Here is a 26,213-nt window from a genome sequence, read left to right on the forward strand (position 1 = left end):
TTTTTTTCTCTATTATATCGGAGAAATGAGAAGGATGGTTAGAAGAATCATATTGTTTGTCAGAAAGTTTTTTTACAAGTAACCTGAAATTGAAATTCATACAAATCTAGTAGACAATAGAGAGAACATAATAAGAGAAAGTAGGATATGCTGATGAACGTAAAAGAGTATATGACGTATGATGCGATTGGCTTGGCGGCACTTGTACGGAATAAGCAGGTAACGCCAGACGAGCTTGTACAAGCTGCATTTGCTAGATTGAATGAGGTCAATCCTGAACTAAATGCGTTGATTCAGACAAGACAAGATCAATTATTAAAAGAAATCAAGACATTACATATGAATCAGCCGTTTGCGGGCGTTCCATTTGTACTGAAAAATATATCGCAAGGGCTGGAAAATGAACCGCTGACAGCAGGAGCTGCATTATTAAAGGATGTAAAGGCAAAAACGGACTCCCACTTTGTCCAGCGATTGAAGCAGGCTGGATTTCTCATGATGGGACATACAAACACACCAGAATTCGGATTAAGAAATGTAACAGAACCTGCTTTACATGGTCCAACGAGGAACCCTTGGCATCCTGACTATTCTCCTGGCGGTTCAAGCGGCGGGACGGCAGCAGCTGTTGCGAGCGGCATCGTACCTGCTGGTGGAGCAAGTGATGGTGGAGGGTCCATTCGGATTCCAGCATCCTTTACAGGTTTGTTCGGTCTCAAACCAACAAGAGGAAGAACGCCGGTAGGACCAGGCGCAGGAAGGCAGTGGCAAGGGGCATCCATTGACTTTACACTTACAAAAACAGTGCGGGACAGTGCAGCCCTTCTTGATCTACTTCAAGTCATTCAGCCTGAAGCGGCTTTTCAAACGCCATTATACGACGGCAGCTATCAAGAAGATCTAGAGAAACGTACATCTTCTATGCGAATTGCTTACAGTGTAGAATCTCCAGTTGGTACGAAGGTCAGTGAGGAAGCGAAGCAGGCGGTGCAGCAAACAGTGAAATGGCTGAGTGATCAAGGGCACCAAGTAGAAGAAGCAGGGCCTGCAATCGATGGAATTCATCTGATGCAGCAATACTACGTCATGAACAGCGGAGAAATGTCTGCACTATTCACGTCCTTGAATCGTTCATTAGGACGTCCAGTCAATCCGGAGGAAACAGACATCGTGGCATGGGTGTTGGCAGAGGCTGGCAAGAATGTAACCGCTGCTGCTTACACAGAAAGTCTTGATGCATGGGATATGGCGGCTGCACAAATGGCGTCATTTCATCAAACCTATGATCTCTTTGTGACACCAGCGACTGCCTATTCAGCTCCTAAGGTTGGTGAGTTGATGCATTCGAAAGAAGAAATCACAGAACTTTTACGAGTGTCATCTCTCTCAATGCAAGCGCAGCAGGATCTCATTTATGACATGTTCTTAAAGAGTCTGACCTACACACCATTTACACAGCTTGCCAACTTAACGGGTCAGCCTTCTATGAGCGTTCCTGTTCATCTCACTAAGGCGGGCATGCCTTTAGGGGTACAGGTCACAGCACCTAAGGGGAAAGAGGATTGGCTGCTTCGGCTTGCAGCAGGGATGGAGACATCCTCGATTTGGAAAGGAACAAATCAACTCATACGTTGAAACGACATTTGTCTATGGAGGGAAAGGAGTGTCACACGTGAGTACGAAGGATAGAATTATTCAAACGGCCGCACTTCTTTTACGCAAACAGGGGTATCATGCGACAGGATTGAATCAAATCATTAGAGAGAGCGGCACGCCTAAAGGATCTCTTTATTATTATTTTCCAAACGGAAAAGAAGAGCTAGCCATAGCAGCCGTTGAATATATTAGTCAAAAGGTCATCAATCGAATTGAAGAAAGCTTTGCCTATTCGGATGATCCTTATATCGCCATCGACCGCTTTATGACAAACATCATCCGGGGATTTGCGGAGCAAGAAAATGAAAGAGGCATTCCGATTGTCTTGCTGGCGGCAGAATCCAAGCCAGAACATACGCAGCTTCATACTGCATGTAAGCAAGAAATGATCCGCTGGCAAAAGCTTGTGAAAGAAAAGCTCATGAACAGCGGATATGAAGAAAACAAAGCGGATGAGCTGGCTTCGCTCCTTCATTCAATGGTGATTGGGGGTCTATCGATGACCACCGCACTCAAACAAACGACCCCGTTAGAACATGTGAAATGTTACCTTAGACACTTATTTATGCGAGAAGAGTAAAATCTCTCGCATATTGTCTATCTATTATATCAATTGGTCTATATAATAAAGATAGTCAATTAGTCATGAGGAGTGATGGGATGTCGGAGCAACCGCAATCGATCAAGCAATCCGAAGGAACCTCTTTTTATACCGTGTCTGGTTCAGGGAAGCTGTATGGGCTGGAAAATCAGCTTGTTCATGTGCTGGCAGAAGTAAATCAAACGAATCAGCTGTTTGAGCTTGTCTTAATCACAGGTGGGAAAGGAGCTTATTTTCCACTTCACTGTCATGAGCACTTATTTGAAACCATTTTTGTGCTGGAAGGAAAGCTTGAAGTGATCTTGGACGGTAAAAAATATATGGTCACAGCCTTCGATTATATTCATATCCCACCCAAAACGATCCATGGCTACAGAATGCATAGTCACAAAACAAGATTTATTTCATATACATTGGGCGGACAAATGACAGATGTCTATCAGCAAATTGGGAAAAGGCTTCAGCGGAACGAATGGCCGATGACCGATCATGCTTTCGATGCAGACAGCTTTGAACAAGCTGAAAAAGAAAGCGATATCATATTGATGCATGGTATCCGGCAGCTGTCAAATACAACTAAGCCCTCCGTTTTATTTCATAGTCAGCTCCCTCAGGCGGTGCAGCCCTACGTATTAGAGGCTGGTGAAGGGAAGCAATACATTATTGATGGTCAGCTTCATGAGCTGATCGCAACAACAGAAACAACTGGAGGCAGGTTCAGTCATTTTGTGATTGAAGGCGCGAAGGGAAAGTATTTTCCTCCGCATTATCATCAAGTACATACAGAAGCACTCTATTGCGTTGAGGGAAAAATGAATCTGCAATTGAACGGAGAAGATATATGCCTGATGCCGGGTGACTTTGCCTATATACCGCCGGATACAATTCACTCTTCTGAACTCGTGTCCCATTCTAATAAATTTTTGCTATTGCTGCTTCCTGGAAAGATTGAGCAGTTGTATGAGCAGTTTGAAGAATCACAAAGCCCGAGTATATGTCCTTATTTTATTCAAGAAGGGAACTTGATGATTGATCGAGAGACTTCCTCTCAATATGATTTGGTCTTTATCGAAAAAGGATAAATAGGTAACGCGTTACACATGATTGTATAAGTGCCTGTCGAACCGATCGACGGGCTTTTTTGTTTTTTAATAATCCTGATCTGATGCATGAACCATCCATTCAAGGTGAAGCTATGTACAGATGATTTTCGCTAAAGGAGGAAATGCATGTGAGAGCTGTTACTTATCAGGGGAAAAATAGCATTGCAGTGAAGAAAGTAGATGCGCCATCTATTCAAGATCGGGAAGATGTGATCATCCGAATTACATCAACAGCAATTTGTGGATCTGATTTACATTTGTATCAGGGGAATTTCCCGCTCCCAATCGGCTATGTGATTGGGCATGAGCCAATGGGGATTGTGGAGGAAGTTGGCCCGGATGTCACGGCAGTAAAAAAGGGAGACCGTGTCGTTATTCCATTTACCGTTGCATGTGGTCAATGCCAATATTGTCATCACCACTTAGAAAGCCAATGCGACAACTCAAACCCGCACTACGATTCGGGTGGACTTTTTGGATATAGTGAGAAATATGGGAACTACCCTGGAGGACAGGCAGAATATTTACGCGTGCCTTTTGGGAACTACACTCCGTTTAAGATCCCAGATGATTGTGAGCTGGAGGATGAACAATTGCTGTTCTTATCGGATGTTCTTCCAACTGCTTATTGGAGCGTGGAGCACGCCGGTGTGAAAAAAGGTGATACGGTCATTGTGTTAGGCTGTGGACCTGTTGGGTTAATGGCACAGCAATTTGCATGGCAAAAAGGGGCAGACCGTGTGATTGCGGTCGATTACATTGATTACCGTCTGCGACATGCAAAACGGATGAGCGGCGTAGAAGTATTTGATTTTACAGAAGATCCCGACATGGGAGAAACGTTAAAGGAGCTGACCAAAGGTGGAGCCGATGTTGTGATCGATTGTGTGGGAATGGACGGGAAGAAGTCGCCGCTTGAAAAAATTGAGCAGAAACTTAAGCTACAAGGTGGAACGATCGGACCGATTCAAATTGCCACAAAAGCCGTACGTAAATGTGGAACGGTGCAGATGACGGGTGTGTACGGCGGCCTATATAATATGTTCCCATTAGGTGCCTTTTTCGCAAGAAACGTCACCCTGAAAATGGGACAGGCCCCGGCGAGAGGCTACATGTCAAAGCTCTATCAAAAAGTGACAACCGGTGAAATTGATCCTAAAGCGATCATCACACACCAATTGCCGTTAGATGATGCCGCTCATGCATATCACATATTTAATGATAAGAAGGATGATTGTATAAAGGTCATCTTAAAGCCATAAAAAAGAAGGCTTAGGAATCCTCCTAAGCCTCAGCGTGTAGACAAACCCTCGCATTCGGTGTCAGGTCTGCGTGCCGGTGCTCACGAATCTAAATTCGCTCCGCTCCGGTACTCGTCCTTCCTAGACTGCAAAGGTTGAAAAGAGGACAAAGGCTTAGGAATGTTCCTAAGCCTTTAATGGTTCGTCCATCATTTTTTCGATTAATTCAAAAAATGTTTTTTTATCTTCTTCTGAAAGGTGGTTGAACAGCTGATTGACAAGCAGCTGGCGGTTGTCGATCATTTGTTTTGCAATTTGTTCACCTGATTCAGAGAGTTCAATCCATACAGTGCGGCGGTCATTATTATTTCGAGAGCGGATAATCATCCCTTCATCTTCTAAGTGATTGAGAGCGGTTGTTGTTGCAGAGGGAGATAATGAAACTTCCTGCAGAATATTTTTCACAGTACATGATTGATGACGATAAATGATGCGTAAAATAAACCCTTTCACATTCGTGACGTTTTTCGGAATGTTCTCTTCATCTATTTGTTTCGTCGCCTTTAAATACTTTGTCAGCGCATGGTCTAATAAACTTGCCTCTAGCTCGAAATGTTGCATTCTCCATACCTCTTTTCCTATTGCATTCGCATTTTCCGATCAATTACTAGGTCTATCTTATCATAATAGTTATCATCATTTAAACCAAAATGGAAGACGGCTATAAAATTACCTATATTATCAATTAATATAAAGAACAATTCCAAATTGAAATGATTTTACTTTCAGCTGGTTTTATTTTAGAATGTGAATGAGATAAAATCTGCCAACCCATTCACTGGAAATTGGCTATTGTAAAACAAACGTTTGGAGATGAAGATATTGAATACATTACAGGCATTACTTAACGACAGAATGGAACGCTCTTCACAAATTGAAGCGGTAACTGGCGGGGGTGTGTCTTATACATTTGAAGAATATGCAAAGCGTATTGACCAGCTCGCTCATTACTTACATCAAAAGGGGATTCGAAAAGGGGACCGTGTTTGCTTTATTTGTCAAAACCATCATCACTTTTCAACGATTATGCTGGCAGCCATTAAAGCAGGTGCAGTCGCAGTTCCGCTTAGCTGGCAGCTTACTTCTTTTGAGCTGGAAGGTATTTTGAAAAAAGCAGAGCCAAAGGCTTTATTTTTTGACCGTGAATTCCGTGACATCATTGCGGCAGTGAATGTGTCTTTAGAAGATTGTCTGATGGTGGAATCCGGTGCCAATGCGAATACAACACAGCTGTTTGAAGACATGTTGGCTTCAAATGATGGAAGTAACCTTGCTGAAGAGGTATCAGAAGAGGATCTAGCGATGATTTTATTCACCTCTGGGACAACGGGAAATCCAAAGGGCTGTATGGTCGGACATGGACGAATCTATCAATTTTTAACAAGACATGGGAATCGAGGATTCGATCTGAAAGGAAAACGGTACTTGGCGAGTCACCCTCTGTATCATATGAGTTCGATTAATCACCTGATCGCAGCTGCGATTGAAGGATATACGCTTGTCTTCTTACATGATGCAACACCGAAGCGCATTTTAGAAACGATTGAGAAAGAAAGAATTACGTTCATGATGGCTTTCCCATCAGCTTACACGTACATGCTAGAAGAAATGAAACGCGGTTCGTACGATCTCTCATCTTTTGAAATTGCGATTTCTGGCGGTACGAAGGTGCCGGTACGCTTAATTAAAGATTACAAAGAAGTAGGCATTCAGATGATGCATGGCTATGGAAGTACCGAAGCATGGGTTGTGAGTGCGTGGCATCCAGCGATGGGCGAGGATAAAATGGGCTCTGCAGGTAAAGTGGATCCGGATGTAGAAGTGAAAATCATGCACCCTGAGACAGAGGAGACATTGCCAGCTGGAGAAATTGGCGAAGTCGTTATGAGAAGCCCATTCTATTTTCTAGGCTACTATCATCAGCCTGACGCTACAGAGAAGGTGCTGAAAGATGGCTGGTTCCATATGGGAGATGCAGGCTATCTAGATGAAGACGGTTTTCTTTTCATCACAGGGAGATACAAAGATGTGATTCTGTACGGTGGGGATAATATCTACCCTGACCAAGTAGAAGAGGTCATTGATCAAATTCCAGGTGTGATTGAATCAGCTGTCATTGGGGTACCAGACGAATTATATGGTGAAGTGCCAAGTGCGTATATCGTAAAAGACGATTCTGTCGATTTTTGCGAAGAAGATGTGGTGAACTATTGCCAGGAACGTTTGGCAGATTACAAAGTGCCCTCCATTCATTTCACACAGGAGCTGCCAAAAAACAAGCTTGGTAAAATCATGAAGAAAGATTTACGTGAATTGGTTGTGAATGCGTAGTACCTATTCTGCTATAATGAAATTTGAATGATTTTTTGTTTTGCTAACGTTTTGGAGGGAAAGGGTTTGCGACATATTCTACGTAAGAAACACATTCACGATTTGTTAGAACAGAGCAGGCAGCAAAAGGTAAAGAAAACGCTAGGCGGGCTCGATCTCACGCTCCTTGGTATAGGGGCAGTGATCGGCACGGGGGTCATGGTGTTAACCGGAATTACAGCGGCTAATGATGCAGGGCCGGCTGTCATTTTTTCCTTTGCCATCGCAGCGATTGTGTGCAGTTTGGCAGCACTTTGCTATGCAGAAATGGCTTCAGCACTGCCTGTATTCGGCAGTGCGTACATTTATTCATATACAACGATGGGTGAGCTTGTCGGACATCTAATGGGATGGACGTTATTGTCCGTTTATATGCTGACTGCTTCAGCTGTCGCCAGTGGCTGGTCGAGCTATTTCAACAGCTTGCTTGAGGGGTTTGGGATTTCAATCCCCCATCAATTTTTAGCGGGACCGGAACAAGGCGGATATATGAATCTGCCAGCCATTATCATTGCCTTACTGATTGCGTGGATCTTATCTAGAGGAACGAAGGAAAGTAAAAAATTTAATAATATCATGGTGTTTGTGAAACTCGGTATTATTGTTCTTTTCATTGTAGTAGGCGGGTTTTATGTACAGCCATCCAATTGGCAGCCGTTCATGCCGTTTGGTGCAGAAGGCGTCATTGCTGGTGCTGCTGCTGTGTTTTTTGCCTTCTTAGGATTTGATGCGATTTCTGCTTCTGCAGAAGAGGTGAAAAATCCGCAGCGGAACCTGCCAATTGGCATTATTGGCTCATTACTCATTTGCACGATCATTTACATTGTCGTTTGTTTGATTATGACAGGTATGGTGCACTATACAAAACTGAATGTCACAGAGGCGATGTCCTATGTCTTGCAAAGTGTACATCAAAATAGTGTAGCCGGTATTATTTCTGTCGGTGCGGTCATTGGATTGATGGCTGTGATTTTCGCCAATAATTATGCAGCAACTCGAATTGCCTATGCGATGGGACGAGATGGTCTTTTGCCGAAAGTGTTTTCGAAAACAAACAAAAGTGATACGCCTGTTGCAAGCATATGGATGATTGGCGGCATGACAGCTGTTATTTCAGGGTTTATTGATTTAAAGGACTTGTCCAATTTAGCGAATATCGGTGCTTTATTGACGTTTGCAATGGTGAGTTTATCTGTCCTCATTTTGAGAAAGACACATCAGCAGCTTGAGAGGGGATTCCGGGTTCCATTTGTGCCGGTCTTGCCGATTATTTCAATGGGCTGCTGCTTGTTCCTTATGTTCAACTTACCAGGCCGGACGTGGCTTTACTTTGGTGTTTGGCTGTTAATCGGTGTTGTCATGTACGCAGCGTATTCAAACAAACATAGTGAATTAGCGAAATCTTCATGAGAAAAAGGTGCAAATCCGTTGACGATTTGTGCCTTTTTTCATACGATTTGGGATAAGCTATAAAAGAGAAGATGGACGGAACAAGAGGAGGATGAGGGGTATGATTAGTGTTAGTCCTTATATTGTGGTAGACGATGTGAAGGAATCTCTTCAATATTATCAAGGGATTTTTGGCGGTGATATTCATATTTTAAATGAACATCAAGACCGTGTGCTGCATGCAGAACTGCACCTTGGAGAATCGCTGCTTCACTTTTCAGATACGTTTGACCGCACACCAAAGCCCGAGAATCTCAGATTGATTATGCAGTTTGACAATGAAGAAGAACTAAAGGCTGTATATGAAGCGCTAGAAGCTGATGGAGATGTACTGGTCGAATTACAGGATACGTTCTTTGGCGCACTTCACGGGCAAGTACAGGACCGCAAAAATGGGTTGATCTGGGTGCTGAATTATATGAAATAAACCAAGACCTTCACCTTCGTGAAGGTTTTTTTGGGAGTGCTTTTATTTTCTGAAAAATGGGAAATATGCTATGTTGGAAGAATAAAGAACAAGGAGAAAGGTGGCAAAGGGATGGAGCAAATTGAATTTCAATCAATCCAAACAAATGGTGTAACACTTCACACAGCAATGGCTGGACCTGAGGATGGCCCGCTGCTTATACTGCTACATGGATTTCCTGAGTTCTGGTACGGCTGGAAGAATCAAATTATGCCCCTAGCCGAGGCAGGTTATCGTGTCGTCGTTCCTGATCAAAGGGGCTACCATCTAAGTGATAAGCCAGAAGGAATTGAATCCTATGTATTAGATCAACTGAGAGATGATATCGTAGGGCTGATTAAGACGCTTAGTCCGAATCAAAAGGCGATTGTGTGTGGTCATGATTGGGGCGGAGCAGTTGCTTGGCATTTGGCATCCACACGTTCTCAATATGTAGAGAAACTAATCATTGTCAACATGCCGCATCCGCGGGTGATGATGAAGGTTCTTCCATTTTATCCCCCGCAGTGGAAGAAGAGCTCCTATATCGCATTCTTTCAGCTTCCGAATGTGCCAGAGGCAGCTCTTCAGGAAAATCACTTTCAAAAGCTGGATGAAGCCATTGGGCTGACTGCAAGACCCCATTTGTTCACGAAGGAAGATGTATCAAGCTATAAGCTGGCTTGGACGCAGCCAGGTGCCATGACCTCAATGCTGAATTGGTACCGCGCCATCAAAAAGGGCGGCTTTGAAAAGCCGATATCAAAGCGCATTTTAGTACCTGTTCGCATGATCTGGGGGATGGAGGACAAGTTTTTAAGCAGAAAGCTGGCGAAGGAAACGATGAAGATTTGCCCAAATGGACAACTAATTTTTGTCGATGATGCTTCTCATTGGATCAATCATGAAAAACCAGAAGTGGTGAACAAACTCATACTCGAATTTTTGAACTAAAGAAAAAAGCTCTGATCAGAGGGGAAACTCACTCTTGTCCCCATAGAAAAAACACCTCCATGTTTTTTCGGATCACAACGATCCGTTTTCAAACTTGAAGGTGTTTTTTATTTGTCTCATCTTATGGGGTCAGTCCCAAGAGGACCAGAGCTTTTTTGATTTAACCGATTCGATTCTTTTTCAACGAAGCAGGTTCGTCGTCCCAGCATTCAATTTTCTCATTGTTTGGAACGACATTTTTATAAAAGACAGGATCCTTGCCTTCTTTTTTCTGTCTCGTATAATCCTTCAATGCTGCAAAGGCGACCTTAGACAGCATGGTGATGGCGATGAGGTTGACGATGACCATGAGTCCCATGAAGAGATCGGCTAGACCCCACACGAGAGGAACAGTAGCAACTGCACCGAAAAGAACCATTCCAATAACGGCAATTCGATAAATGTTAAGCCAAACTTTGTTGGCTCCAAGGAATTCAATGTTCGTTTCGCCGTAGTAATAGTTACCGATTAATGTACTAAAGGCGAATAGGAAAATCATGATAGCAAGGAATCCAGAGGCCCATGGTCCAATGTGCTGACTGAGTGAAGCCTGTGTTAATTCAATTCCTTGCAGGTTCGTTGTTTTGTATGCATCAGAGAACAGGACAAGGAAGGCTGTGCTTGTACAAATAATTAATGTATCTGTTAACACGCCAAACGCCTGAATTAATCCTTGTTTTACAGGGTGACTTGTCACAGCTGTTGCTGCTGCGTTAGGTGCACTACCCATACCAGCCTCATTCGAGAAAAGACCGCGTTTAATCCCTTGTAATAATGCGCCGCCTAATGTTCCGCCAGCAAACTGTTCAAACCCGAAGGCGTGTTTCACAATCGTACTGATGACACCAGGAAGTTCAGTGATATTTGTCACAATAACAAAGAATGCAATTCCGATATAGGCTAGAGCCAGCACAACGACAATGTATTCAGAAGCTTTTGCAATGGCTTGGATTCCCTTGAAAATAATTGCTGCAAAAATAACAGCCATCACAATACCGACTGTTAAACGGTCTAATCCAAAGGAGTTTTCAAAAGCGACAGTAATTGTATTTGATTGCACCGCATTAAAGACGATTCCAAAAGAAATTGTAATCAGAATCGCAAATAAAATTCCCATCCAGCGCTTGTTTAACCCTTTTTCCATGTAATAAGCAGGTCCACCGCGGAATCCTGTTTTATCTTTCACTTTATACACTTGGGCTAATGTACTTTCAACAAAGCTTGAGGCAGAACCGATAATGGCTACGATCCACATCCAGAAGATTGCGCCAGGTCCACCAATTGCAATGGCGATGGCAATCCCTGTGATATTCCCTGTTCCTACACGTGCCGCCATACTGATGGCAAATGCTTGGAACGGTGATATCCCTTCTTTTTCTTTTCTTCCTTCTTTCAGGACACGCACCATTTCTTTAATCATTCTCACTTGCAGGAAGCGTGTTCTATATGTGAAGTAGACACCAACTCCAAGTAACAGAGCAATGACAATATAAGTCCAAATAAAATCATTTGTATGTGTTAAATAAGATAGCAAAGCTTTTTCGTTCATAACATCACCTCTTCGAATTCATGACTGTTCATTTTAAAAAATACTGAGATCCCACTCTTTTGCGAGCTTTTTCAGCATCATGACACCGGTAATACTATTTCCGCAATCGTCAATGGCGGGACCATAAATACCGATTCCGCAGCCTGTCTGAAATGGGAATTCTCTTCTTGCGCTTGGCGGAACGCAAGCCATAATTCCTCCAGACACACCACTTTTGGCTGGAACGCCTACGAAAGCAGCAAAATTACCAGACGCATTATACATGCCGCATGTCAGCATCAATGCCTTTGTTAGTCTTGCGATATCCTTTGGAATGACTTGGACCTGTTTAAAGGGATGATAGCCATCACTTGATATAATCAGTCCAATCAAGGCGATGTCCTCTGTTGTAACCTCGATGGAACATTGCTTTAAGTACACTTCTAATGTGTCCTCGACATCTGATTCTAAGTAATTGGTTTCTTTTAAATAATAAGCAAGTGCCCGGTTGCGATGCGCAGTTGCCCATTCTGATTGATAAACCTCTTCATTAACAGAGGGACGCTTACCTATTAAGTTTTCGATTAAATCGAAAATATATGCTAGCTTTTCTGTAGAAGTCTTTCCGGGAAGGATGGAGGATACGGTAATAGCTCCAGCATTAATCATTGGATTAAAGGGCTTCCCTGGTTTATGCATCTCAAGACGGTAGATGGAATTAAATGCATCACCAGTTGGCTCTACATCTACCCGGTCCAAGACGTATGGTACGCCTCTTCCTAAACAGGCAGCTATAAAGCTGATGACTTTTGAGATACTTTGCAGGGTAAAGGGAACGTCCCAATCACCATATCGTACAGATGATCCATCTGGGCCTATCACGCTGATACCAAGTTGAGAGGAATTCACTTTTCCGAGTGCTGGAATGTAGCCAGCATTCTGTCCATTTTTGTAATACGGACGTATTTCTTCTGCCCATTGATCAACAGAAGACTGGCATGCGTGTTGTGTATTATTAGAAATTGCTGTTTTCATACGATTCCTCCAATCAAAAATCAAAAAGTACCCTATTGAATTGGCGGATGACAAAAAATGCGATCAAATAGGCACGAAAACATGTTACACATCTTCAAAGAACTTGTCATGCGCTGCTTGTACCACTCCTTTACACCTAAATATATGTTCAATGAAGGCTTTGGCGGCGAAAAAACAAAAAGGGTTTTTAGTGAAAATTCAGAAAACGCTTACATATAGTTTCACTAAAATTGTTCATTCAATTTATCTTGGAAACTACACAATCTGACGAAAATCTACAGAAAAACTTACAAATAAAAATCGGTTTGTCGATCATTGTCTAAACAATTCCCATTATTGTAGACAATCACCAAAATGCTGAATAGCTGAAAGGTCACCATGGCGCCTCGGTGAATAGTCATAAAAAAGGATTTTGAGGAAAGAAGGAGCAGTGAAAATTATTTTTTTGTACGTTGTGAAGAAAAGAGTCTCCTTGTATACTGTGGCTATGCAAAAAGGGAAGGGATGTCAGTCATTTGAGTTTAAACCAGCTTGTTAAAAAAGACGCATTCATATTAATTTTTATGGTGGTTATTGTGCCGCTTGCAGGAGAACTGAAGTTTTATCCTGTGAATGAAACGTTCCGGATCAGCTTTGGGGCACCTGCGTTTTTCTTTTGTTTATTACTCTTAAGGAAATCTAGACCGTTCTTGCCCGGGTTTTTAACAGGCGCAGCCATTGTGCTTTTTCGAGTAGGTTTAGATCTGATGCAGCATCATGCTGATCTCGCTGCATCATTTTATCAGCAATTCCCAAGTTTCTTTTTCTATTTTACATATGCATTCCTGTTCTTTGCCGTCCGTACGGGACGTTTTAAACAGCGTTCTATTTTTATTGGGATCATTGGTCTCATGATTGAATTAGTGGCTGATTTTGTTGAACTGTTTGTACAATTTTTAGTGTTTGATACGACGATGACGCTATCAAAGCTGAGTGATATGTTTCTCATTGCGTTTGCTCACAGCTTTGTCGTAATCAGCTTTTTTAATATGATGAAGCTGTATGAGGCACAATCAAGAGAGAAGCAGATCATGAAACAAAATGAGCATATGATGATGGTCATTTCAAATTTATATGAAGAAACGGTTCATTTAAAGAAAACGTTAAAACATACAGAGCATATTACGCAAGAATCATACAGGCTTTATCGTCTCTTGCATGAACACGAAGCAGGGAAGAAAGTGAGTCAGGAGCTGTTGAAGCTCGCAGGAGAAATCCATGAGGTGAAAAAGGACAATCAACGTATTTATGCTGGGCTTTCGAAGCTGATTTCTAAGGAAAATATGCAAGACTATATGAAGGCGGAAGAGCTCGTTCAAATTGTCCTTCGCATTCAAGAAAAGTATGCGCTCTCTCTAGGGAAAAACATCTCCTTTACATCTGATATAAGAGGCATTCATTTGCATGATTATCATGTGTTCATTTTCTTATCGCTCATTAATAATTTAATGGCAAATGCGGTTGAAGCCATAAAGGATGACGGAATGATCTCACTCGTATTGAAAGGAAATCATGATAAAATAGAGATTCGGATTGAAGATGATGGCCCGGGGATTCCTGAAAAAATGAGAGAAATAGTATTTGATCCAGGCTATACTTCTAAATTTGATGCATATGGAACACCATCAACTGGGATTGGCTTATCCTATGTGAAAGAGCTGGTTAAAGAGCTTGGCGGTACAATTAAAATCGAACAAAGAGAAACAAAGGGAACGGCTTTTCAGCTACTCCTTCCTATACAAAATTTAATACAGAGAGGGTGAGTGTATGCGATTTTTCATTGCAGATGATGATCGTGCAATACGCTCGATTTTAGGTCAAATCATAGAAGATGAAGATTTGGGAGAGGTCGTGGATGAAGCCGATGACGGAGTGGGATTAGAAGCACATTCATTGAACCTAAAAAAAATAGACATCCTTCTGATAGACCTTTTAATGCCTGCTAGAGATGGCATTCAAACGATTCGTCATATTCACCCTGAATTCAAAGGTAAAATCATGATGATTTCCCAAGTAGAGGCGAAAGAGATGATGGCAGAAGCCTATGAATTAGGGATCGAATATTATATTCATAAACCTGTCAATCGAATTGAGATCGTCAGTGTGATTCGAAAAGTCATAGAGCGGATCAAGCTGGAGAAATCGATTTACGATATTCAAGCTTCCCTTCGCCATGTGCTGCCGTTAGAGCCAGTGACTTCTCATAGCACAACGGGTGCTGGGTTGAAGAAAAGGACGATGAAAGAGGCGGGGGAATTTCTCTTATCCGAACTAGGAATTGTTGGAGAGAGCGGATCTAAGGATTTACTAGAGATCCTGATCTACTTATATGAAACACAGTCAGCCAATTCTCATGAGGTCAATTTCCCGCCGCTAAAGCAGCTCTTTATCAAAACAGCGGAGAGGAAGCTGGATCATGGGGCGACCGATGTAGAAGTGATGAGGGAAGTGAAAGCGGCAGAGCAGCGGATTAGACGCGCTATTCATCATTCCTTGAATCATTTTGCTTCACTAGGATTAACAGATTTCTCGAATCCTAAGTTTGAGCACTATGCGTCGAAGTTTTTTGACTTTACCGATGTCAGCCAAAGAATGAAAGAAATGCAGAAAACCTCTTCATCCGCAGGATCAACTGGCAGAGTCAATACGAAGAAGTTTGTTCAAATCTTTTATTTTGAAGCAAAACAGTTATTTGAGGGAATGAGCTGAAGAAAATCTATTGGAATGATTGGAGAAAATAAACAGAAAAAGACCGCTATTCCTATGATCTGTCGTGATCTTCAAGTATCTTTATTATTTAACTGATCATTCTGATTTTTCTTTTTTCTTGAAAATAAAACTCTCTTGTGCAATCGTTTGTTAAAATAGTGAGGTTAGACTAGAATGTCGGAGGTTTTATTTTGGGAAAAATTAAACGAAATGCGCTCTGCCCTTGCGGAAGCGGAAAAAAATATAAACATTGCTGTGGTCAAAAGTCAGGCGGAGAACAAACGTCTGAGCTTGTGTTTAAGGAAGCTGTACAAGTTCAAAAGGATTTAATGAATTACGCATTCTCTAAACATCAGAGAGCCATCAATCAATTCATTAATGAGTTTTCTTTTCTTGCAGATATGGATAAAGAAACGCAACAAATCTCAGTCTTTCATTTGAGTGTATGGGGCATCTTCTTCCGTCCATTAACGGATCAGAAAGAAACCATCTTCCAAGAATTCCTGACAAAGAAAGCGGAGGATATTACCCGTCCGAAAACAAAACAAGTGGTTCAATCATGGACAGACATGGAGCCATCTTTGCTTTTATTAAATGAAAAAACGGACGAGTCTCTTTACTTTGAGAATATGGTGACAGCTGAAAAGGTTGAAGTAGATGTAAAACCGGATCAAACAGTGCTGCCTGAAAAGGGAAGTCTCGTGCTTGGATTCCCTGTTCAATTTGAAGAAAAAGCAGAGTTTTTCATTCAATATACGATGTTTGCGAAAGAGTTTACAGATACGCTTCTTCTTCAAGTTCGTCAGCTTGTTGAAGCATTTGAAGCAAATGGAGGAACGCGCAACACATTTATGAGAGAATCATTCCCTGACGTGTTGAAGTGCATGTTTGCAAAGCAAGAAGTAGAAGAATCAGAAACATCTGCTCAAACAGAAGGCGATACAGGTCTAACAGCAGATCGCATGGACTGGGCGAGTGACGTTCAACTGGAAACAGCTAAGCTGATTGAAGACGGAATGAAGGAACACGGGGACCAAAGCTTGACTGATGGCGCTTTAACTGTGTGGAAAGCCTATTGTGATCAGAAATCACCTGTGATCCGTAAAGCAGCATCATTTGCTGCGGGAATCGAATATTACATTCATTCACTTGCAAGCGATGCCCCGCTTTCTCAAGCACAAATAGCGAAAAAGTATGGCATTAGTGCGTCTACTGTATCGAGCCGTTTTAAAGATATTGAAAAAGCGGTGAAAGAAGAACAAGAGGCGACGGTATAGCATAAGAAAAGACGCGGCACCTTCATTGGGCCAGCGTCTTTTTTTAGTTCAAGATTATCTTGTTTTAATAAAACCGCTCATGTACTGTGATGTATTATAATCGTTAAGGTCAATTTTCCACTGACCATCCCCATTACGTTTCATTTTCACTTCGTATTCAGCCGGGCTGGAGACTGGGGGAAGCTTTTCGAATTCAGATGCGTACAAGTTTAAGCTTTTCTTATACAATTCTTCTTTAGAGCGGATCTTGCCGTTGTAAAACTCATCTCTTTGCTTGTCTAGCTTGTCTTTTAAGTTAGAGGCATCAATACCTGTTACTTGAGCGACAACCTTCGCCTCGTCATTAGAGATGGTTTTTACACTTGTTTCTACTTTGGTTTTATCCTTCATGGTGTCTTGAATCCGTTTGTACATCGACAGAATATCACGGTCACTTACTTCATTGCCGTACATGCCGGCAGTTCTTTTGAAGTCTTTTACGAACATATCGTGGTATTTATTCACGACATCGGATTGGTTGTCACCTGTTAAATCTGCAAATTGATCGTTCTTTTTGTCAAATACAATGATATCCGTATAAGCGGATAGCGCTTTTGCAGGGTTATCCAGCTTTTTCGCTGTATCCAATATTTTGTTTCCATCTAGGTTGATTTCAATCGAATCACTGTTTTTCTTGATGCTGTCTTGGTACACGAACTGATATTTTTTCCCTTTGTCTACTAGGAAATAAAGAGCACCTGTTTGAGATTTTCCTTTGTTCAATGAACCGAGGTCAAGACGGTCTTTACTGCCGTAAAATTTTAAATCAGATACTTTTGCATCGTCCTGATAAAGGGAGAAGTCAGAGCTATATAATGATAGAGCTTTGTCACCTTTGTTTGTAATCGTCAGGTTGACTTTTAGCACCAATTCATTGTCTCTTAGCGTAGTTGTTGAGTCTTCTGGTAACGTATATTCGTAGCTATCGACTTTTACCTCTGCTGTTTTTGTTGATTTTTGATCAGCGTTACTTGATTTTGCTGAGCTCTGGCAAGCTGCAGAGATGATCATCACGAACGAAATCATGAGGAGTGCACTTATTTTTTTAAGATTCACAGTTGATGCTCCTTTGCTTTTCTTTCGTCATTTCATTCCCGCTATCTGACTATGAAAAAAGAAACAGATAGGATGGTATATTCGGGTGTTACAGGGGAAAATCTCCTTATGACGATTTGCACTTTTCATTCTATCGAAATTCAATCATGATGAGGAATAGGTTTTAGTCCCTATCTTTGAAAGGAATTTACACAAAAGCCAATAATAAAAGGAAATGCGTAAGTCTAATATACCGGTCAATAAGAATTAATTTATAGATTTATTATCAGTTTTAAATGTTTTTTAGGTAAAAATCTTGAAATGAGGGTGTTGCTGCTTCAGAGAGCAGGATACTTGAATGTTGTAAAGGATTCATGGGAAAATAAGGATGATTAAGCAGATAAGGGAGATGAGCTTTTGAAAAAGGTAACGCTTGGACGAACTAATTTACAGGTGAATCCGATAGGGCTTGGTACGAATGCGGTAGGTGGACATAATTTGTTCCCGAACCTGAGTGAAGATGCCGGACGAGAGCTTGTGGAGACAGCTCTTGATCAAGGTGTCAATTTCTTAGATTCTGCTTTTATTTATGGGCTGGGCCGTTCAGAGGAATTGATCGGTGAGATTATTGCCAAAAGAGGCGGTAGAGAAAACCTTGTCCTTGCGACAAAGGGGGCTCATAAAGAAGTAAACGGACAAATTGAGCTGGATAACAGCCGGGACTTTTTAAGAGAGCAGGTCGAACATAGCCTGAAACGACTGCAAACAGATTATATTGATTTATACTATATGCATTTCCCAGACGGCCGGACGCCGCTGGAAGAAGTAGCAGGCACATTAAAGGAATTGAAGGATGAAGGGAAAATTAGGGCCATTGGTGCATCTAACCTTGATTTTGAACAGCTTCAAGCCTTTAATCGAGATGGCTACTTAGATGTGCTTCAGTCAGAGTATTCTTTGCTGAAACGTGAGGCAGAGAAGGATCTTCTCCCATACTGCGTCGAGCATCGTATTTCCTTTATTCCTTATTTCCCGTTGGCGTCAGGTTTGTTGACTGGTAAATTTACGAAGGATGCGACATTTGATGATATTCGAGCAAAAGATCCGCTTTTCCAAGGCGAGGCGTTCCTTCAAAACCTCGAAAAAGTAGACAAGCTGAAGGCAATTGCACAATCAAAGAACGCCGAAACGGCACACGTTGCACTCGCTTGGCTTTTAGCACAGGACGGCATCGACGCCATTATTCCAGGTGCAAAACGAGCTGAGCAAGTTCAGCAAAACCTAAAAACAAACGAAGTTCAATTAACAAAAGAGGAAATCAATCAAATTGACCACATTTTCTCTTAATCAAAAAAGGTGCTTAGCTGCACCTTTTTTTTATGACATCGTGAGAGGGATTTTGATGACAAGCCGCAAATGTGGAGACCGGTAAGTGAAATCAAGAGTACCGTCTGCCTTTTCAACAAGCTGATGAATGATATACGTCCCCATTCCTTGATGATCCCCGCCTTTTGTCGAGCGGCCAAAGTTTTTAAACAAATGGTCTAACACGTGTTTTTCCATTCCTTTTGTGCTGTTCTCACAATGGATTAAAAAGAGCCCGCTCCGAATAGAGGTCGCAATCGAGATGCTGCCCTCTTTCCCGGCTTGCTTCGCTTCAATCGCTGCGTCTAGGGCATTATCAAGCAAGTTTCCAGTGAAACTAACCTGATCCGCCTTAGAAAAGGGAAGCGATGAAAAAGGTGCTTGAAGGTCTAGAGAAAGGGCAATGTCCTCTTTTTCAGCCCGTTGAAAAAAGGAATGCAGGGTTGAGGCCAAATAGGCATTTTCTCCTTTCATCCAAGGGAAATGTTTTACGTATTGCTGAATCAAATCCTTGATCTCGTGCTCGTCGTTCGACGCGGAAAAGGCATTTAAATGTCTAGCTGTTTCATGATGTTTACTGCGCAGCTCAAGCAGCAATTCATTGGTTCTTGATTCTGCATTGATCAGCTCTTGAAGCCGCCCGTTTAATCGTTTCTCCGTCTGCATCATCTTCAATGAAAGGATATCTGTTGTCATGATGATGATCAAAACTAAAAGAGAGCTCCATCCATTTCCTTGCGTCAGAAAAAGGGAAAGACTTGCACAGGTAAAGAGCACAAAAGCGCCCAACATCACATAACCACTCACATGAGGCAAAAACCTTTTGTATATGAAAAATGTATAAAGACAAATCACACAAAAAGTGAGGAGCCACAGCACTCCTGATGATAGCGGCAGAATAGCTTCAGCAGCTGCATGAAACGCAAGACCTAGCCATATGAGAGCATACATGCGGAATCCAAGATAGAAAGCGTTCACGTTCGTTCTCCTTAAAAATAGTATTTCTTAAAGTATTCTAATTGCTGCTTGGTTATCATGGCTTTTTTATCTGTACCTTCAAAAGACACGATAAATGAATTTTTGGCATACGCCGAGAAGTTCTTAATGTAATGAATATTGATGATAAACGATCGGTGGGAGCGGATAAAATCTTTTTCAGCTAGATCGCCCTTTAACTCGTTTAATGTCTGATATGTTTGGATATCTCCTGTTGTTGTGACAATGGTGGTTGACCGGCCTGTTCGCTCAACAAAAATGACATCCTTCTTTTGCAGCACATGAATATCTGACTGCTGTTTAATGAGAAGCCGTCCATGAATGCTTTTCTCCTGCTTGGTGGACATGTAGCGTTCTAAGGATTTGGCAATTCGATCGGCTTGGTAGGGCTTCATAATATAATCGTGAACATTTAAATCAAACGCATGGACCGCATATCCGCTGTTTCCTGTCACAAAGACAACATCGACATTCAGTGCATGAGAGTGAATGAGATCCGCTAATTCATAACCGGACATTCCGGGCATTTCAATGTCTGCGAACAACAGATCAATATCTCCTTTTTTGACCTTCTCGTAAGCATCCTCTGCTGACTGCGTGACAAAGACAATCTCCACAGTCTCCATTCTGCCTACAATGGCATGCAGTTTTTCTAAATCTACTCGGTAATCGTCAACGAGACCTACTTTTATCATAAAAATCACCTATGACTCATCGTATTATTTGTCTATTTTATCATTTGTTTTTTAAAATAGATCATTTCAAGACAGAAAAAGGACGTTTCGCGACATTTTTATGTCAGGGAAGCGTTATTTTTTCTATCATAGACTTAGAAAGTTGAAAGGGGCGAACCACATGATTACTCTCAGCGATTGCAGCTGCTGGTTTAAAGATAAGAAAAAAGTCGTGAAGGCGATGAAACATATGACGTTCTCCGTGAAGGAAGGGGAAGTCGTTGGCATCCTAGGAGAAAATGGTGCAGGGAAAACCACATTATTACGCGCTGTAGCCACATTATTAGAACCTACGCACGGATCAGTCACTGTCGCAGGCTTTGATACGGTGAAAGAATCAACGGAAGTGAAAAAGCGAATTGGTGTCTTGTTTGGCGGTGAGACAGGGCTTTACGATCGTTTGACGGCACGAGAAAATCTTGAATACTTTGGCAAATTGTATGGCTTAGATCAGCATGAAATCAAAGCAAGAATAGAGGATTTGGCAAAGCGTTTTGGGATGAGACAATACATGGATCGCAAGGTGAAAGGATTCTCAAGAGGAATGAAACAAAAGGTGGCGATTGCCAGAACCTTGATTCATGATCCTGACATTATTTTATTTGATGAGCCGACAACAGGCTTGGATATTACATCAAGTAATATTTTCAGAGACTTTATTCATCAGCTCAAGCAGCAAAATAAAACCATCCTTTTTTCAAGCCACATCATGGAAGAAGTCAGCCAGCTTTGTGACAGTGTCATGATGATTCATCAAGGAGAGCTTGTGTATAAAGGGACACTTCCAGAATTATATACACAGGAACAAAGTGATGACTTGAACTATATCTTTATGTCGAAGCTCGCTAGGGGGATTTCATAATGTGGAAAACCGTATTTTTAAAAGAAATGACAGATGCGCTAAGAGACCGAAAAACACTACTCTTAACAGTGCTGATACCTCTTTTGACGATGCTTGGACTGGTGTTCTTTTATGAAAGCATGATTGCAGATCCAGGAGATAAAACGTATACGGTCGCAGTGAATGAAAAGCTTCCAACTGAAATGAATCAAATGATCAAAGAGGTCAAAAACCTCACACTTGAAACATTTGATGACCCGCAGCAAGCTGTCAAAGATGGAAAGGCGAATGCTTATCTGGAAATGCCGAAAGAGGCAGACGACATGCTTCAGCATCAACAATCATTTGCGATTAAAATTCATGGGTACACAACAGATGATGATTCGGTGATAACGGTTCAAATGCTGCAATCCTTACTGGAGCAGTATCAAAACCAAGTCGTAGAAAAGCGTTTAGCCGCTGATCAAATCAATACGTCTGTTGTTCATCCATTTCAGGTGCAGGCTGTTGATGTAGAAGAGGGCGATGAAGGAGAAAATGGCATGACCTCTATGCTTTTGTCGATTCTTCTTCCAATGATTTTGGTGACCTCCGTCATCTCAGGTGCTTTGCCAGCTGCGCTTGATATTGTAGCGGGTGAAAAAGACCGAAAATCCATTGAAGCGTTGTTCCTGACACCTGCCAGCAGACTCCAAATTCTCATCGGAAAATGGCTGGCTGTCTCCATGTTCGGGATTTTAAGTGGAATTGTGGCGATCGGCATGCTGCTTTTATCCACGCTGCTCTTTACAGAAAAGCTAAAACAAGCACTGAACTTTGGTGATCAAATGTGGAGCATTATCGCCGTCATGTTTGCGGCGCTTATCATCTTCTCTTTCATGGTATCAATGATTGAACTGCTACTCAGTGTCGTTTCAAGCTCAGTGAAAGAAGCGCAATCGTACATGTCCATGATCATTACATTAGGTGTGATCCCAATGTTCTTTACCATGAGAGCAGGTGCTACGCAGCTAGATACGTATTACTTTGCTGTCCCATTCCTCAATATTCATGCGCTCTGTAAGCAATTGATGTTTGGAATCATTGATCCGATGGCCGTCACTCTGACACTCGGCTCCTCAGCCCTCGCAGTCGTCATCTTGTTTGTCATCGTGAGAAGCTTGTTTATGCAAGAGAAATGGATGCTTGCGAAATAAAGAAAGTAAAAACTTGTAGATTTTATCTGCAAGTTTTTTATATCCAGAGATTTATATAAAAGAGATTCACGATCGGGTGAAAGGAATGGCATAATGGAAGGGGGAACTTACATTATTATCCTAATTTATTTAAAGAGGTGATTCGTTTATGTCTTATCAAACAGAAGACGATGATGTGCTAGAGCTATGTAATATATATGCTCAACAAACACACCATTTTGAAGCTTTTATTTTGGGAAACAGGAAAGGGTTATTGGAATTAAGAAAAGCGATAGATAAGGCATTAGAAACGGGTAGTTCCGTTGCACATTTATATCCATCTGATTTTGAAGGATATGAAACGTATGTTGCTTTAGTAGACGATGAGCAAAAGTTTGAGAAATTAATGGATCCTTATGTAGAGGAATACGCACAAGAGGAGGATGCGGTTGATCCGGTTGAGGTGATAAAAGAGTATGAAGCAGCAAAAGAAAATCCCTCGTAATAGACCGTATCTTACTTTCTTGGCTGTAATTATCAAACGAAAAACGATAAGAAAAAACCCCCGGCATCGGGGGTTTTTCCTTAGTTCTTGATGAACTTTTCAACTAATGAGCTTGTTTTGTAATCGTTCAAATCAAGTTTCCATTGGTCGATGTCATTTTTCTTCATGTTGACTTCTACTGTTTCTTCAGAAGATGATGGTCCTAATTTTTTGAACTCTTCTGGGTAGATCGAGAGTAGGTATTTTTGAGCTTCATCGTAAGAAGCTGAACGGTTTTTGCTGTAGAACTCAGTCGCTTTTTCTTTTAAACGATCGACAAGCGGGCTTGCATCAATTGGTGTAAGAGTTACAGTCACAACAGCTTTATCACCACTGATCGCTTTTGTTTTTGTTGATACTTTTGATTTTTCAGCTAATGTTTCTTTCACAGCTTTTAGAAGCTTATCAAGGTTTTCGTCCTTCGCTGAGCTAGAAGAAATACCTGATGACGTGATGTAGCCTTGTTTGAATGATTTATCAAATTGGTTGACAACAGTTGATTTGTTATCACCTGTTAGTTTTTCGAACTCGTCGTTATTCTTACCGAAAATCATGACATCAATATAAGAAGAAAGGGCTTTTGCAGATGCTTGAAGTGTATCTGCTTTTTTCATTAAGTCCTTACCTTTAATATCGAATTCTAGTGTTTTGTCATCTTTTTTAGAACCACTACCTGGCTCATTGTACACAAGCTGATAGTCTTTGTCTTTATCAACAACAAAGAAAAGACCGCCTTTTGATACTTTGTCTGCATTTAGAGAGCTTGAAGATAATACTTCATTGTAGTCATCTGGAGAGATCGTAGACACCTGTGAGTCATCTTGGTAAAGCGTAAAGTTGCTTTTATCAACATTTAGAGGCTCTTTGCTGATATTTTTTACAGATACGTTCACTTTTAGTACATACTGATCATCCTGTACAGATGTATCGTATTGAGGTGGTAATGTGTACTCAGCACTTTCTACCTTTACCTCTGCTGCATCAAGAGATTTTGTATCTTTTTCCTTTGCAGCTGACTTTTCTTTTCCACCACTACAAGCAGCAGCGACAACAGTGACACATAAGATCAGAAGAAACAGGGATAATTTCTTTTTAAACATGACGTGTTTTCCTCCTCGGGTTTATGATGAATTTTATTGAAAAGCTTTAGTTCATATCATTCTTTTTGCACAAAAAGAAAAATACTGTATGTTTTTTACTGTAGAATGAAGCGAAAGTACTGTCAATACTTCAGTGCGTTTCTAAGGTCGCACAGCTTCAAGTAGTAAAAATGACACTAAGTTGAAAGGAGAAACTTGTAAAATATGATTTGATGTCTCCTGTAAAAACTCAATATTTTATATTTTAAGGTTTTGAGTCGGATTGTTGAATAGGTTCAAATGACTGTTTTTGATGCTGGTGTCGCAATTAGAAGGATTTTTATGACTTGTAAGTGAGTCTATAGTAATGAATATTTTTTCCTGTAATGTGCATGATCACTAGGTTTGTGTGTTGTTGGCAGAGAGACATATGTCCAGCAAAATGTTGAGGTGTTTAGACAGGCTCTCGACACGGAATGTGCCTTTTCCCTTCAAAATGGCAGTCATCTACACAGAAACCCTACATAAAATAAAAGAGAAACGAATGGAGGTGGATGTATGGCAGTGGTAAGAGCGACAAGCTCTGATATTGACCTCATGGCCAGACTGCTGAGAGCGGAGGCAGAAGGTGAAGGGAAGCAAGGAATGCTGCTTGTAGGAAATGTGGGCATCAACCGGTTGCGTGCCAACTGCTCTGACTTTAAAGGGCTGCGTACGATTCCACAAATGATTTATCAGGAGCATGCATTTGAAGCAGTCACGCATGGTTATTTTTATCAACGAGCACGAGAAACAGAAAAAACACTTGCACGGAGGAATATTAACGGAGAACGATTTTGGCCAGCAAAATTCAGCCTTTGGTATTTTAAGCCGCCTGGTAATTGTCCACCGACATGGTACAATCAGCCGTTTGTGGCAAGGTATAAGTCTCATTGCTTTTATCAGCCAACCGCTGAAACTTGTGAAAATGTCTATAACACCTTTTAGCTTGATGAACAGCACAATCCTCTTAGTCAAAGATTGCAGAGGATTGTGTTTTTCTTTTTTTCAAAATGGGTAACCATTGTGTATCAACAAGATGAAGCACGTGATAGGAGGAAATACAGATGTATCAAGATTTAAAAGGGAAAACAGCCATTGTCACAGGTTCTTCAAAAGGAATCGGACAAGCCATCGCATTACGATTTGGACAAGAGCAGATGAATGTGGTTGTGAACTATAAAGGTGATGAAGAGGGTGCTGAAGAAACGGTCCAAGCCATTCAGCAGCGCGGAGGTAGGGCGGTGAAAGTACACGCAGATGTCTCCAAAGAGGAAGGAATTCAATCCATCATGGATACAGCACTGGAGCATTTCGGAACAGTCGATGTGTTCGTCAATAATTCAGGCTTTAATGGTGAAGAAGCGATGCCGCATGAGATGACGCTCAAGCAATGGCAAAAAGTCATTGATGTGAATATCACAGGCGCCTTTTTAGGGGCAAAGGCCGCAATTGCCTATATGATGGAGCATGAAATCAAAGGGTCTATTTTAAATATATCCAGTGTCCATCAGGAAATACCGCGCCCGTTCAATGTTCATTATTCCACTTCCAAAGGCGGAATGAACATGATGACAAAAACGCTGGCTCTTGATTATGCAGAAGCAGGGATTCGGATCAATGCAATTGCACCAGGTACAATGGCGACCGAATCAAATGATGATTTGCAGGATGAACAGAAAAAACAAAAGCAGCTTGAAAAGATTCCGATGAGAGCATTTGGCGAACCGAAGGAGATTGGGTCCGCTGCTGCATTCCTCGTATCTAAGGAAGCTTCGTATATCACAGGCACCACTTTATTTGTAGATGGAGGAATGACGCTTTACCCTTCTCAAATCAATGATTAATCCAAAAAAACAT

General features: G+C 41.5%; 24 protein-coding genes. 17 read left to right on the forward strand and 7 right to left on the reverse strand.

Going from position 1 to position 26,213, the window contains the following annotated elements; genetic code table 11:
- The first annotated feature begins 153 nt into the window (after positions 1-153).
- The 4 genes from NSS78_RS01555 (at position 154) to NSS78_RS01570 (ending at position 4,622) form a co-directional block, all read left to right on the forward strand.
- Complete coding sequence (locus tag NSS78_RS01555; RefSeq protein ID WP_268459754.1) at positions 154-1,635, forward strand: amidase; 1,482 nt, start codon at positions 154-156, stop codon at positions 1,633-1,635.
- A gap of 37 nt (positions 1,636-1,672) precedes the next feature.
- Positions 1,673-2,236: a TetR/AcrR family transcriptional regulator gene (locus tag NSS78_RS01560; RefSeq protein ID WP_309216183.1), complete on the forward strand. Its 564-nt coding sequence runs from the start codon at positions 1,673-1,675 to the stop codon at positions 2,234-2,236.
- 80 nt (positions 2,237-2,316) lie between these two features.
- Complete coding sequence (locus NSS78_RS01565) at positions 2,317-3,339, forward strand: quercetin 2,3-dioxygenase (protein ID WP_309216181.1); 1,023 nt, start codon at positions 2,317-2,319, stop codon at positions 3,337-3,339.
- 149 nt (positions 3,340-3,488) lie between these two features.
- Positions 3,489-4,622, forward strand: coding sequence for a zinc-dependent alcohol dehydrogenase (locus NSS78_RS01570; protein ID WP_050943334.1), 1,134 nt, complete (start codon positions 3,489-3,491; stop codon positions 4,620-4,622).
- Between the two features lie 165 nt (positions 4,623-4,787).
- Here NSS78_RS01570 and NSS78_RS01575 read toward each other — a convergent pair whose 3' ends face one another.
- A complete protein-coding gene (locus NSS78_RS01575; protein ID WP_050943332.1) occupies positions 4,788-5,222 on the reverse strand; it encodes a MarR family transcriptional regulator in 435 nt (144 codons plus the stop codon).
- Between the two features lie 261 nt (positions 5,223-5,483).
- Between NSS78_RS01575 and NSS78_RS01580 the strand changes: the two genes are divergently transcribed.
- From NSS78_RS01580 to NSS78_RS01595, 4 genes are all read left to right on the forward strand, one after another.
- Positions 5,484-6,992 carry an AMP-binding protein gene (locus NSS78_RS01580; RefSeq protein WP_106032908.1) on the forward strand — a complete coding sequence of 503 codons (1,509 nt, stop codon included), beginning with the start codon at positions 5,484-5,486 and terminating at the stop codon, positions 6,990-6,992.
- A gap of 66 nt (positions 6,993-7,058) precedes the next feature.
- Complete coding sequence (locus NSS78_RS01585; protein WP_050943329.1) at positions 7,059-8,441, forward strand: amino acid permease; 1,383 nt, start codon at positions 7,059-7,061, stop codon at positions 8,439-8,441.
- 100 nt (positions 8,442-8,541) lie between these two features.
- On the forward strand, positions 8,542-8,907 hold the full coding sequence (locus NSS78_RS01590) for a VOC family protein (protein WP_003217104.1): 366 nt from the start codon (positions 8,542-8,544) through the stop codon (positions 8,905-8,907).
- A 111-nt stretch (positions 8,908-9,018) separates the two neighbouring features.
- On the forward strand, positions 9,019-9,879 hold the full coding sequence (locus NSS78_RS01595; protein WP_212046250.1) for an alpha/beta hydrolase: 861 nt from the start codon (positions 9,019-9,021) through the stop codon (positions 9,877-9,879).
- 160 nt (positions 9,880-10,039) lie between these two features.
- Here the strand turns inward: NSS78_RS01595 and NSS78_RS01600 are convergent, their stop codons facing one another.
- Together NSS78_RS01600 and NSS78_RS01605 are read right to left on the reverse strand one after the other, a co-directional pair.
- Positions 10,040-11,467: an alanine/glycine:cation symporter family protein gene (locus tag NSS78_RS01600; protein WP_003216901.1), complete on the reverse strand. Its 1,428-nt coding sequence runs from the start codon at positions 11,465-11,467 to the stop codon at positions 10,040-10,042.
- 33 nt (positions 11,468-11,500) lie between these two features.
- Positions 11,501-12,481, reverse strand: coding sequence for a glutaminase (locus tag NSS78_RS01605; protein WP_008342152.1), 981 nt, complete (start codon positions 12,479-12,481; stop codon positions 11,501-11,503).
- A 515-nt stretch (positions 12,482-12,996) separates the two neighbouring features.
- On the opposite strand from NSS78_RS01605, the gene NSS78_RS01610 reads away from it, so the two are divergent.
- The 3 genes from NSS78_RS01610 (at position 12,997) to NSS78_RS01620 (ending at position 16,506) form a co-directional block, all read left to right on the forward strand.
- Entirely contained in the window at positions 12,997-14,283 is a 1,287-nt protein-coding gene (locus NSS78_RS01610; RefSeq protein WP_282959903.1) for a sensor histidine kinase, read from the forward strand.
- A gap of 4 nt (positions 14,284-14,287) precedes the next feature.
- Positions 14,288-15,229 carry a response regulator gene (locus NSS78_RS01615; RefSeq protein WP_310025879.1) on the forward strand — a complete coding sequence of 314 codons (942 nt, stop codon included), beginning with the start codon at positions 14,288-14,290 and terminating at the stop codon, positions 15,227-15,229.
- A gap of 191 nt (positions 15,230-15,420) precedes the next feature.
- Positions 15,421-16,506, forward strand: coding sequence for an SEC-C metal-binding domain-containing protein (locus tag NSS78_RS01620; RefSeq protein ID WP_212046248.1), 1,086 nt, complete (start codon positions 15,421-15,423; stop codon positions 16,504-16,506).
- A gap of 54 nt (positions 16,507-16,560) precedes the next feature.
- Here the strand turns inward: NSS78_RS01620 and NSS78_RS01625 are convergent, their stop codons facing one another.
- Positions 16,561-17,601, reverse strand: coding sequence for a DUF4352 domain-containing protein (locus NSS78_RS01625; RefSeq protein WP_058015225.1), 1,041 nt, complete (start codon positions 17,599-17,601; stop codon positions 16,561-16,563).
- 396 nt (positions 17,602-17,997) lie between these two features.
- Here NSS78_RS01625 and NSS78_RS01630 point away from each other — a divergent pair, with 396 nt between their 5' ends.
- Positions 17,998-18,927: an aldo/keto reductase gene (locus NSS78_RS01630; RefSeq protein ID WP_113768651.1), complete on the forward strand. Its 930-nt coding sequence runs from the start codon at positions 17,998-18,000 to the stop codon at positions 18,925-18,927.
- A gap of 30 nt (positions 18,928-18,957) precedes the next feature.
- Here NSS78_RS01630 and NSS78_RS01635 read toward each other — a convergent pair whose 3' ends face one another.
- Both NSS78_RS01635 and NSS78_RS01640 read right to left on the reverse strand, forming a co-directional pair.
- Complete coding sequence (locus NSS78_RS01635; protein ID WP_212046247.1) at positions 18,958-19,923, reverse strand: GHKL domain-containing protein; 966 nt, start codon at positions 19,921-19,923, stop codon at positions 18,958-18,960.
- Positions 19,924-19,934: 11 nt separating this feature from the next.
- The gene (locus tag NSS78_RS01640) at positions 19,935-20,636 is read right to left on the reverse strand and encodes a LytTR family DNA-binding domain-containing protein (protein WP_106032912.1); all 702 of its coding nucleotides are present in this window, start codon (positions 20,634-20,636) and stop codon (positions 19,935-19,937) included.
- A gap of 160 nt (positions 20,637-20,796) precedes the next feature.
- Between NSS78_RS01640 and NSS78_RS01645 the strand changes: the two genes are divergently transcribed.
- The 3 genes from NSS78_RS01645 (at position 20,797) to NSS78_RS01655 (ending at position 23,196) form a co-directional block, all read left to right on the forward strand.
- Positions 20,797-21,537, forward strand: a complete 741-nt coding sequence (locus NSS78_RS01645; protein WP_003217123.1) for an ATP-binding cassette domain-containing protein — start codon at positions 20,797-20,799, stop codon at positions 21,535-21,537.
- Entirely contained in the window at positions 21,537-22,712 is a 1,176-nt protein-coding gene (locus NSS78_RS01650) for an ABC transporter permease (RefSeq protein WP_212046246.1), read from the forward strand. Before NSS78_RS01645 ends, NSS78_RS01650 begins: the two co-directional genes overlap by 1 nt.
- A gap of 148 nt (positions 22,713-22,860) precedes the next feature.
- Positions 22,861-23,196 (forward strand): hypothetical protein, encoded by a 336-nt coding sequence (locus NSS78_RS01655; RefSeq protein WP_212046245.1) that lies wholly within the window; start codon positions 22,861-22,863, stop codon positions 23,194-23,196.
- 80 nt (positions 23,197-23,276) lie between these two features.
- Here NSS78_RS01655 and NSS78_RS01660 read toward each other — a convergent pair whose 3' ends face one another.
- Complete coding sequence (locus NSS78_RS01660; RefSeq protein WP_003217128.1) at positions 23,277-24,335, reverse strand: DUF4352 domain-containing protein; 1,059 nt, start codon at positions 24,333-24,335, stop codon at positions 23,277-23,279.
- A 537-nt stretch (positions 24,336-24,872) separates the two neighbouring features.
- Between NSS78_RS01660 and NSS78_RS01665 the strand changes: the two genes are divergently transcribed.
- Together NSS78_RS01665 and NSS78_RS01670 are read left to right on the forward strand one after the other, a co-directional pair.
- Positions 24,873-25,301: a cell wall hydrolase gene (locus tag NSS78_RS01665; RefSeq protein ID WP_003217242.1), complete on the forward strand. Its 429-nt coding sequence runs from the start codon at positions 24,873-24,875 to the stop codon at positions 25,299-25,301.
- A gap of 119 nt (positions 25,302-25,420) precedes the next feature.
- Positions 25,421-26,200, forward strand: coding sequence for a glucose 1-dehydrogenase (locus tag NSS78_RS01670; protein WP_050943311.1), 780 nt, complete (start codon positions 25,421-25,423; stop codon positions 26,198-26,200).
- Positions 26,201-26,213 lie beyond the last annotated feature (13 nt).

This window comes from Bacillus sp. FSL W8-0920, from assembly GCF_038593215.1.
GTDB lineage: Bacteria > Bacillota > Bacilli > Bacillales > Bacillaceae > Bacillus > Bacillus pumilus.

What these genes read in the sequence shown, in the direction of transcription:
- NSS78_RS01555 (WP_268459754.1), top strand. Translation starts at nt 154, where the DNA reads ATGAACGTAAAAGAGTATATGACGTATGATGCGATTGGCTTGGCGGCA.
- NSS78_RS01565 (WP_309216181.1), top strand. Translation starts at nt 2,317, where the DNA reads ATGTCGGAGCAACCGCAATCGATCAAGCAATCCGAAGGAACCTCTTTT.
- NSS78_RS01575 (WP_050943332.1), bottom strand. Translation starts at nt 5,222, where the DNA reads ATGCAACATTTCGAGCTAGAGGCAAGTTTATTAGACCATGCGCTGACA.
- NSS78_RS01590 (WP_003217104.1), top strand. Translation starts at nt 8,542, where the DNA reads ATGATTAGTGTTAGTCCTTATATTGTGGTAGACGATGTGAAGGAATCT.
- NSS78_RS01595 (WP_212046250.1), top strand. Translation starts at nt 9,019, where the DNA reads ATGGAGCAAATTGAATTTCAATCAATCCAAACAAATGGTGTAACACTT.
- NSS78_RS01600 (WP_003216901.1), bottom strand. Translation starts at nt 11,467, where the DNA reads ATGAACGAAAAAGCTTTGCTATCTTATTTAACACATACAAATGATTTT.
- NSS78_RS01605 (WP_008342152.1), bottom strand. Translation starts at nt 12,481, where the DNA reads ATGAAAACAGCAATTTCTAATAATACACAACACGCATGCCAGTCTTCT.
- NSS78_RS01615 (WP_310025879.1), top strand. Translation starts at nt 14,288, where the DNA reads ATGCGATTTTTCATTGCAGATGATGATCGTGCAATACGCTCGATTTTA.
- NSS78_RS01640 (WP_106032912.1), bottom strand. Translation starts at nt 20,636, where the DNA reads ATGATAAAAGTAGGTCTCGTTGACGATTACCGAGTAGATTTAGAAAAA.
- NSS78_RS01645 (WP_003217123.1), top strand. Translation starts at nt 20,797, where the DNA reads ATGATTACTCTCAGCGATTGCAGCTGCTGGTTTAAAGATAAGAAAAAA.
- NSS78_RS01650 (WP_212046246.1), top strand. Translation starts at nt 21,537, where the DNA reads ATGTGGAAAACCGTATTTTTAAAAGAAATGACAGATGCGCTAAGAGAC.
- NSS78_RS01655 (WP_212046245.1), top strand. Translation starts at nt 22,861, where the DNA reads ATGTCTTATCAAACAGAAGACGATGATGTGCTAGAGCTATGTAATATA.
- NSS78_RS01660 (WP_003217128.1), bottom strand. Translation starts at nt 24,335, where the DNA reads ATGTTTAAAAAGAAATTATCCCTGTTTCTTCTGATCTTATGTGTCACT.
- NSS78_RS01665 (WP_003217242.1), top strand. Translation starts at nt 24,873, where the DNA reads ATGGCAGTGGTAAGAGCGACAAGCTCTGATATTGACCTCATGGCCAGA.
- NSS78_RS01670 (WP_050943311.1), top strand. Translation starts at nt 25,421, where the DNA reads ATGTATCAAGATTTAAAAGGGAAAACAGCCATTGTCACAGGTTCTTCA.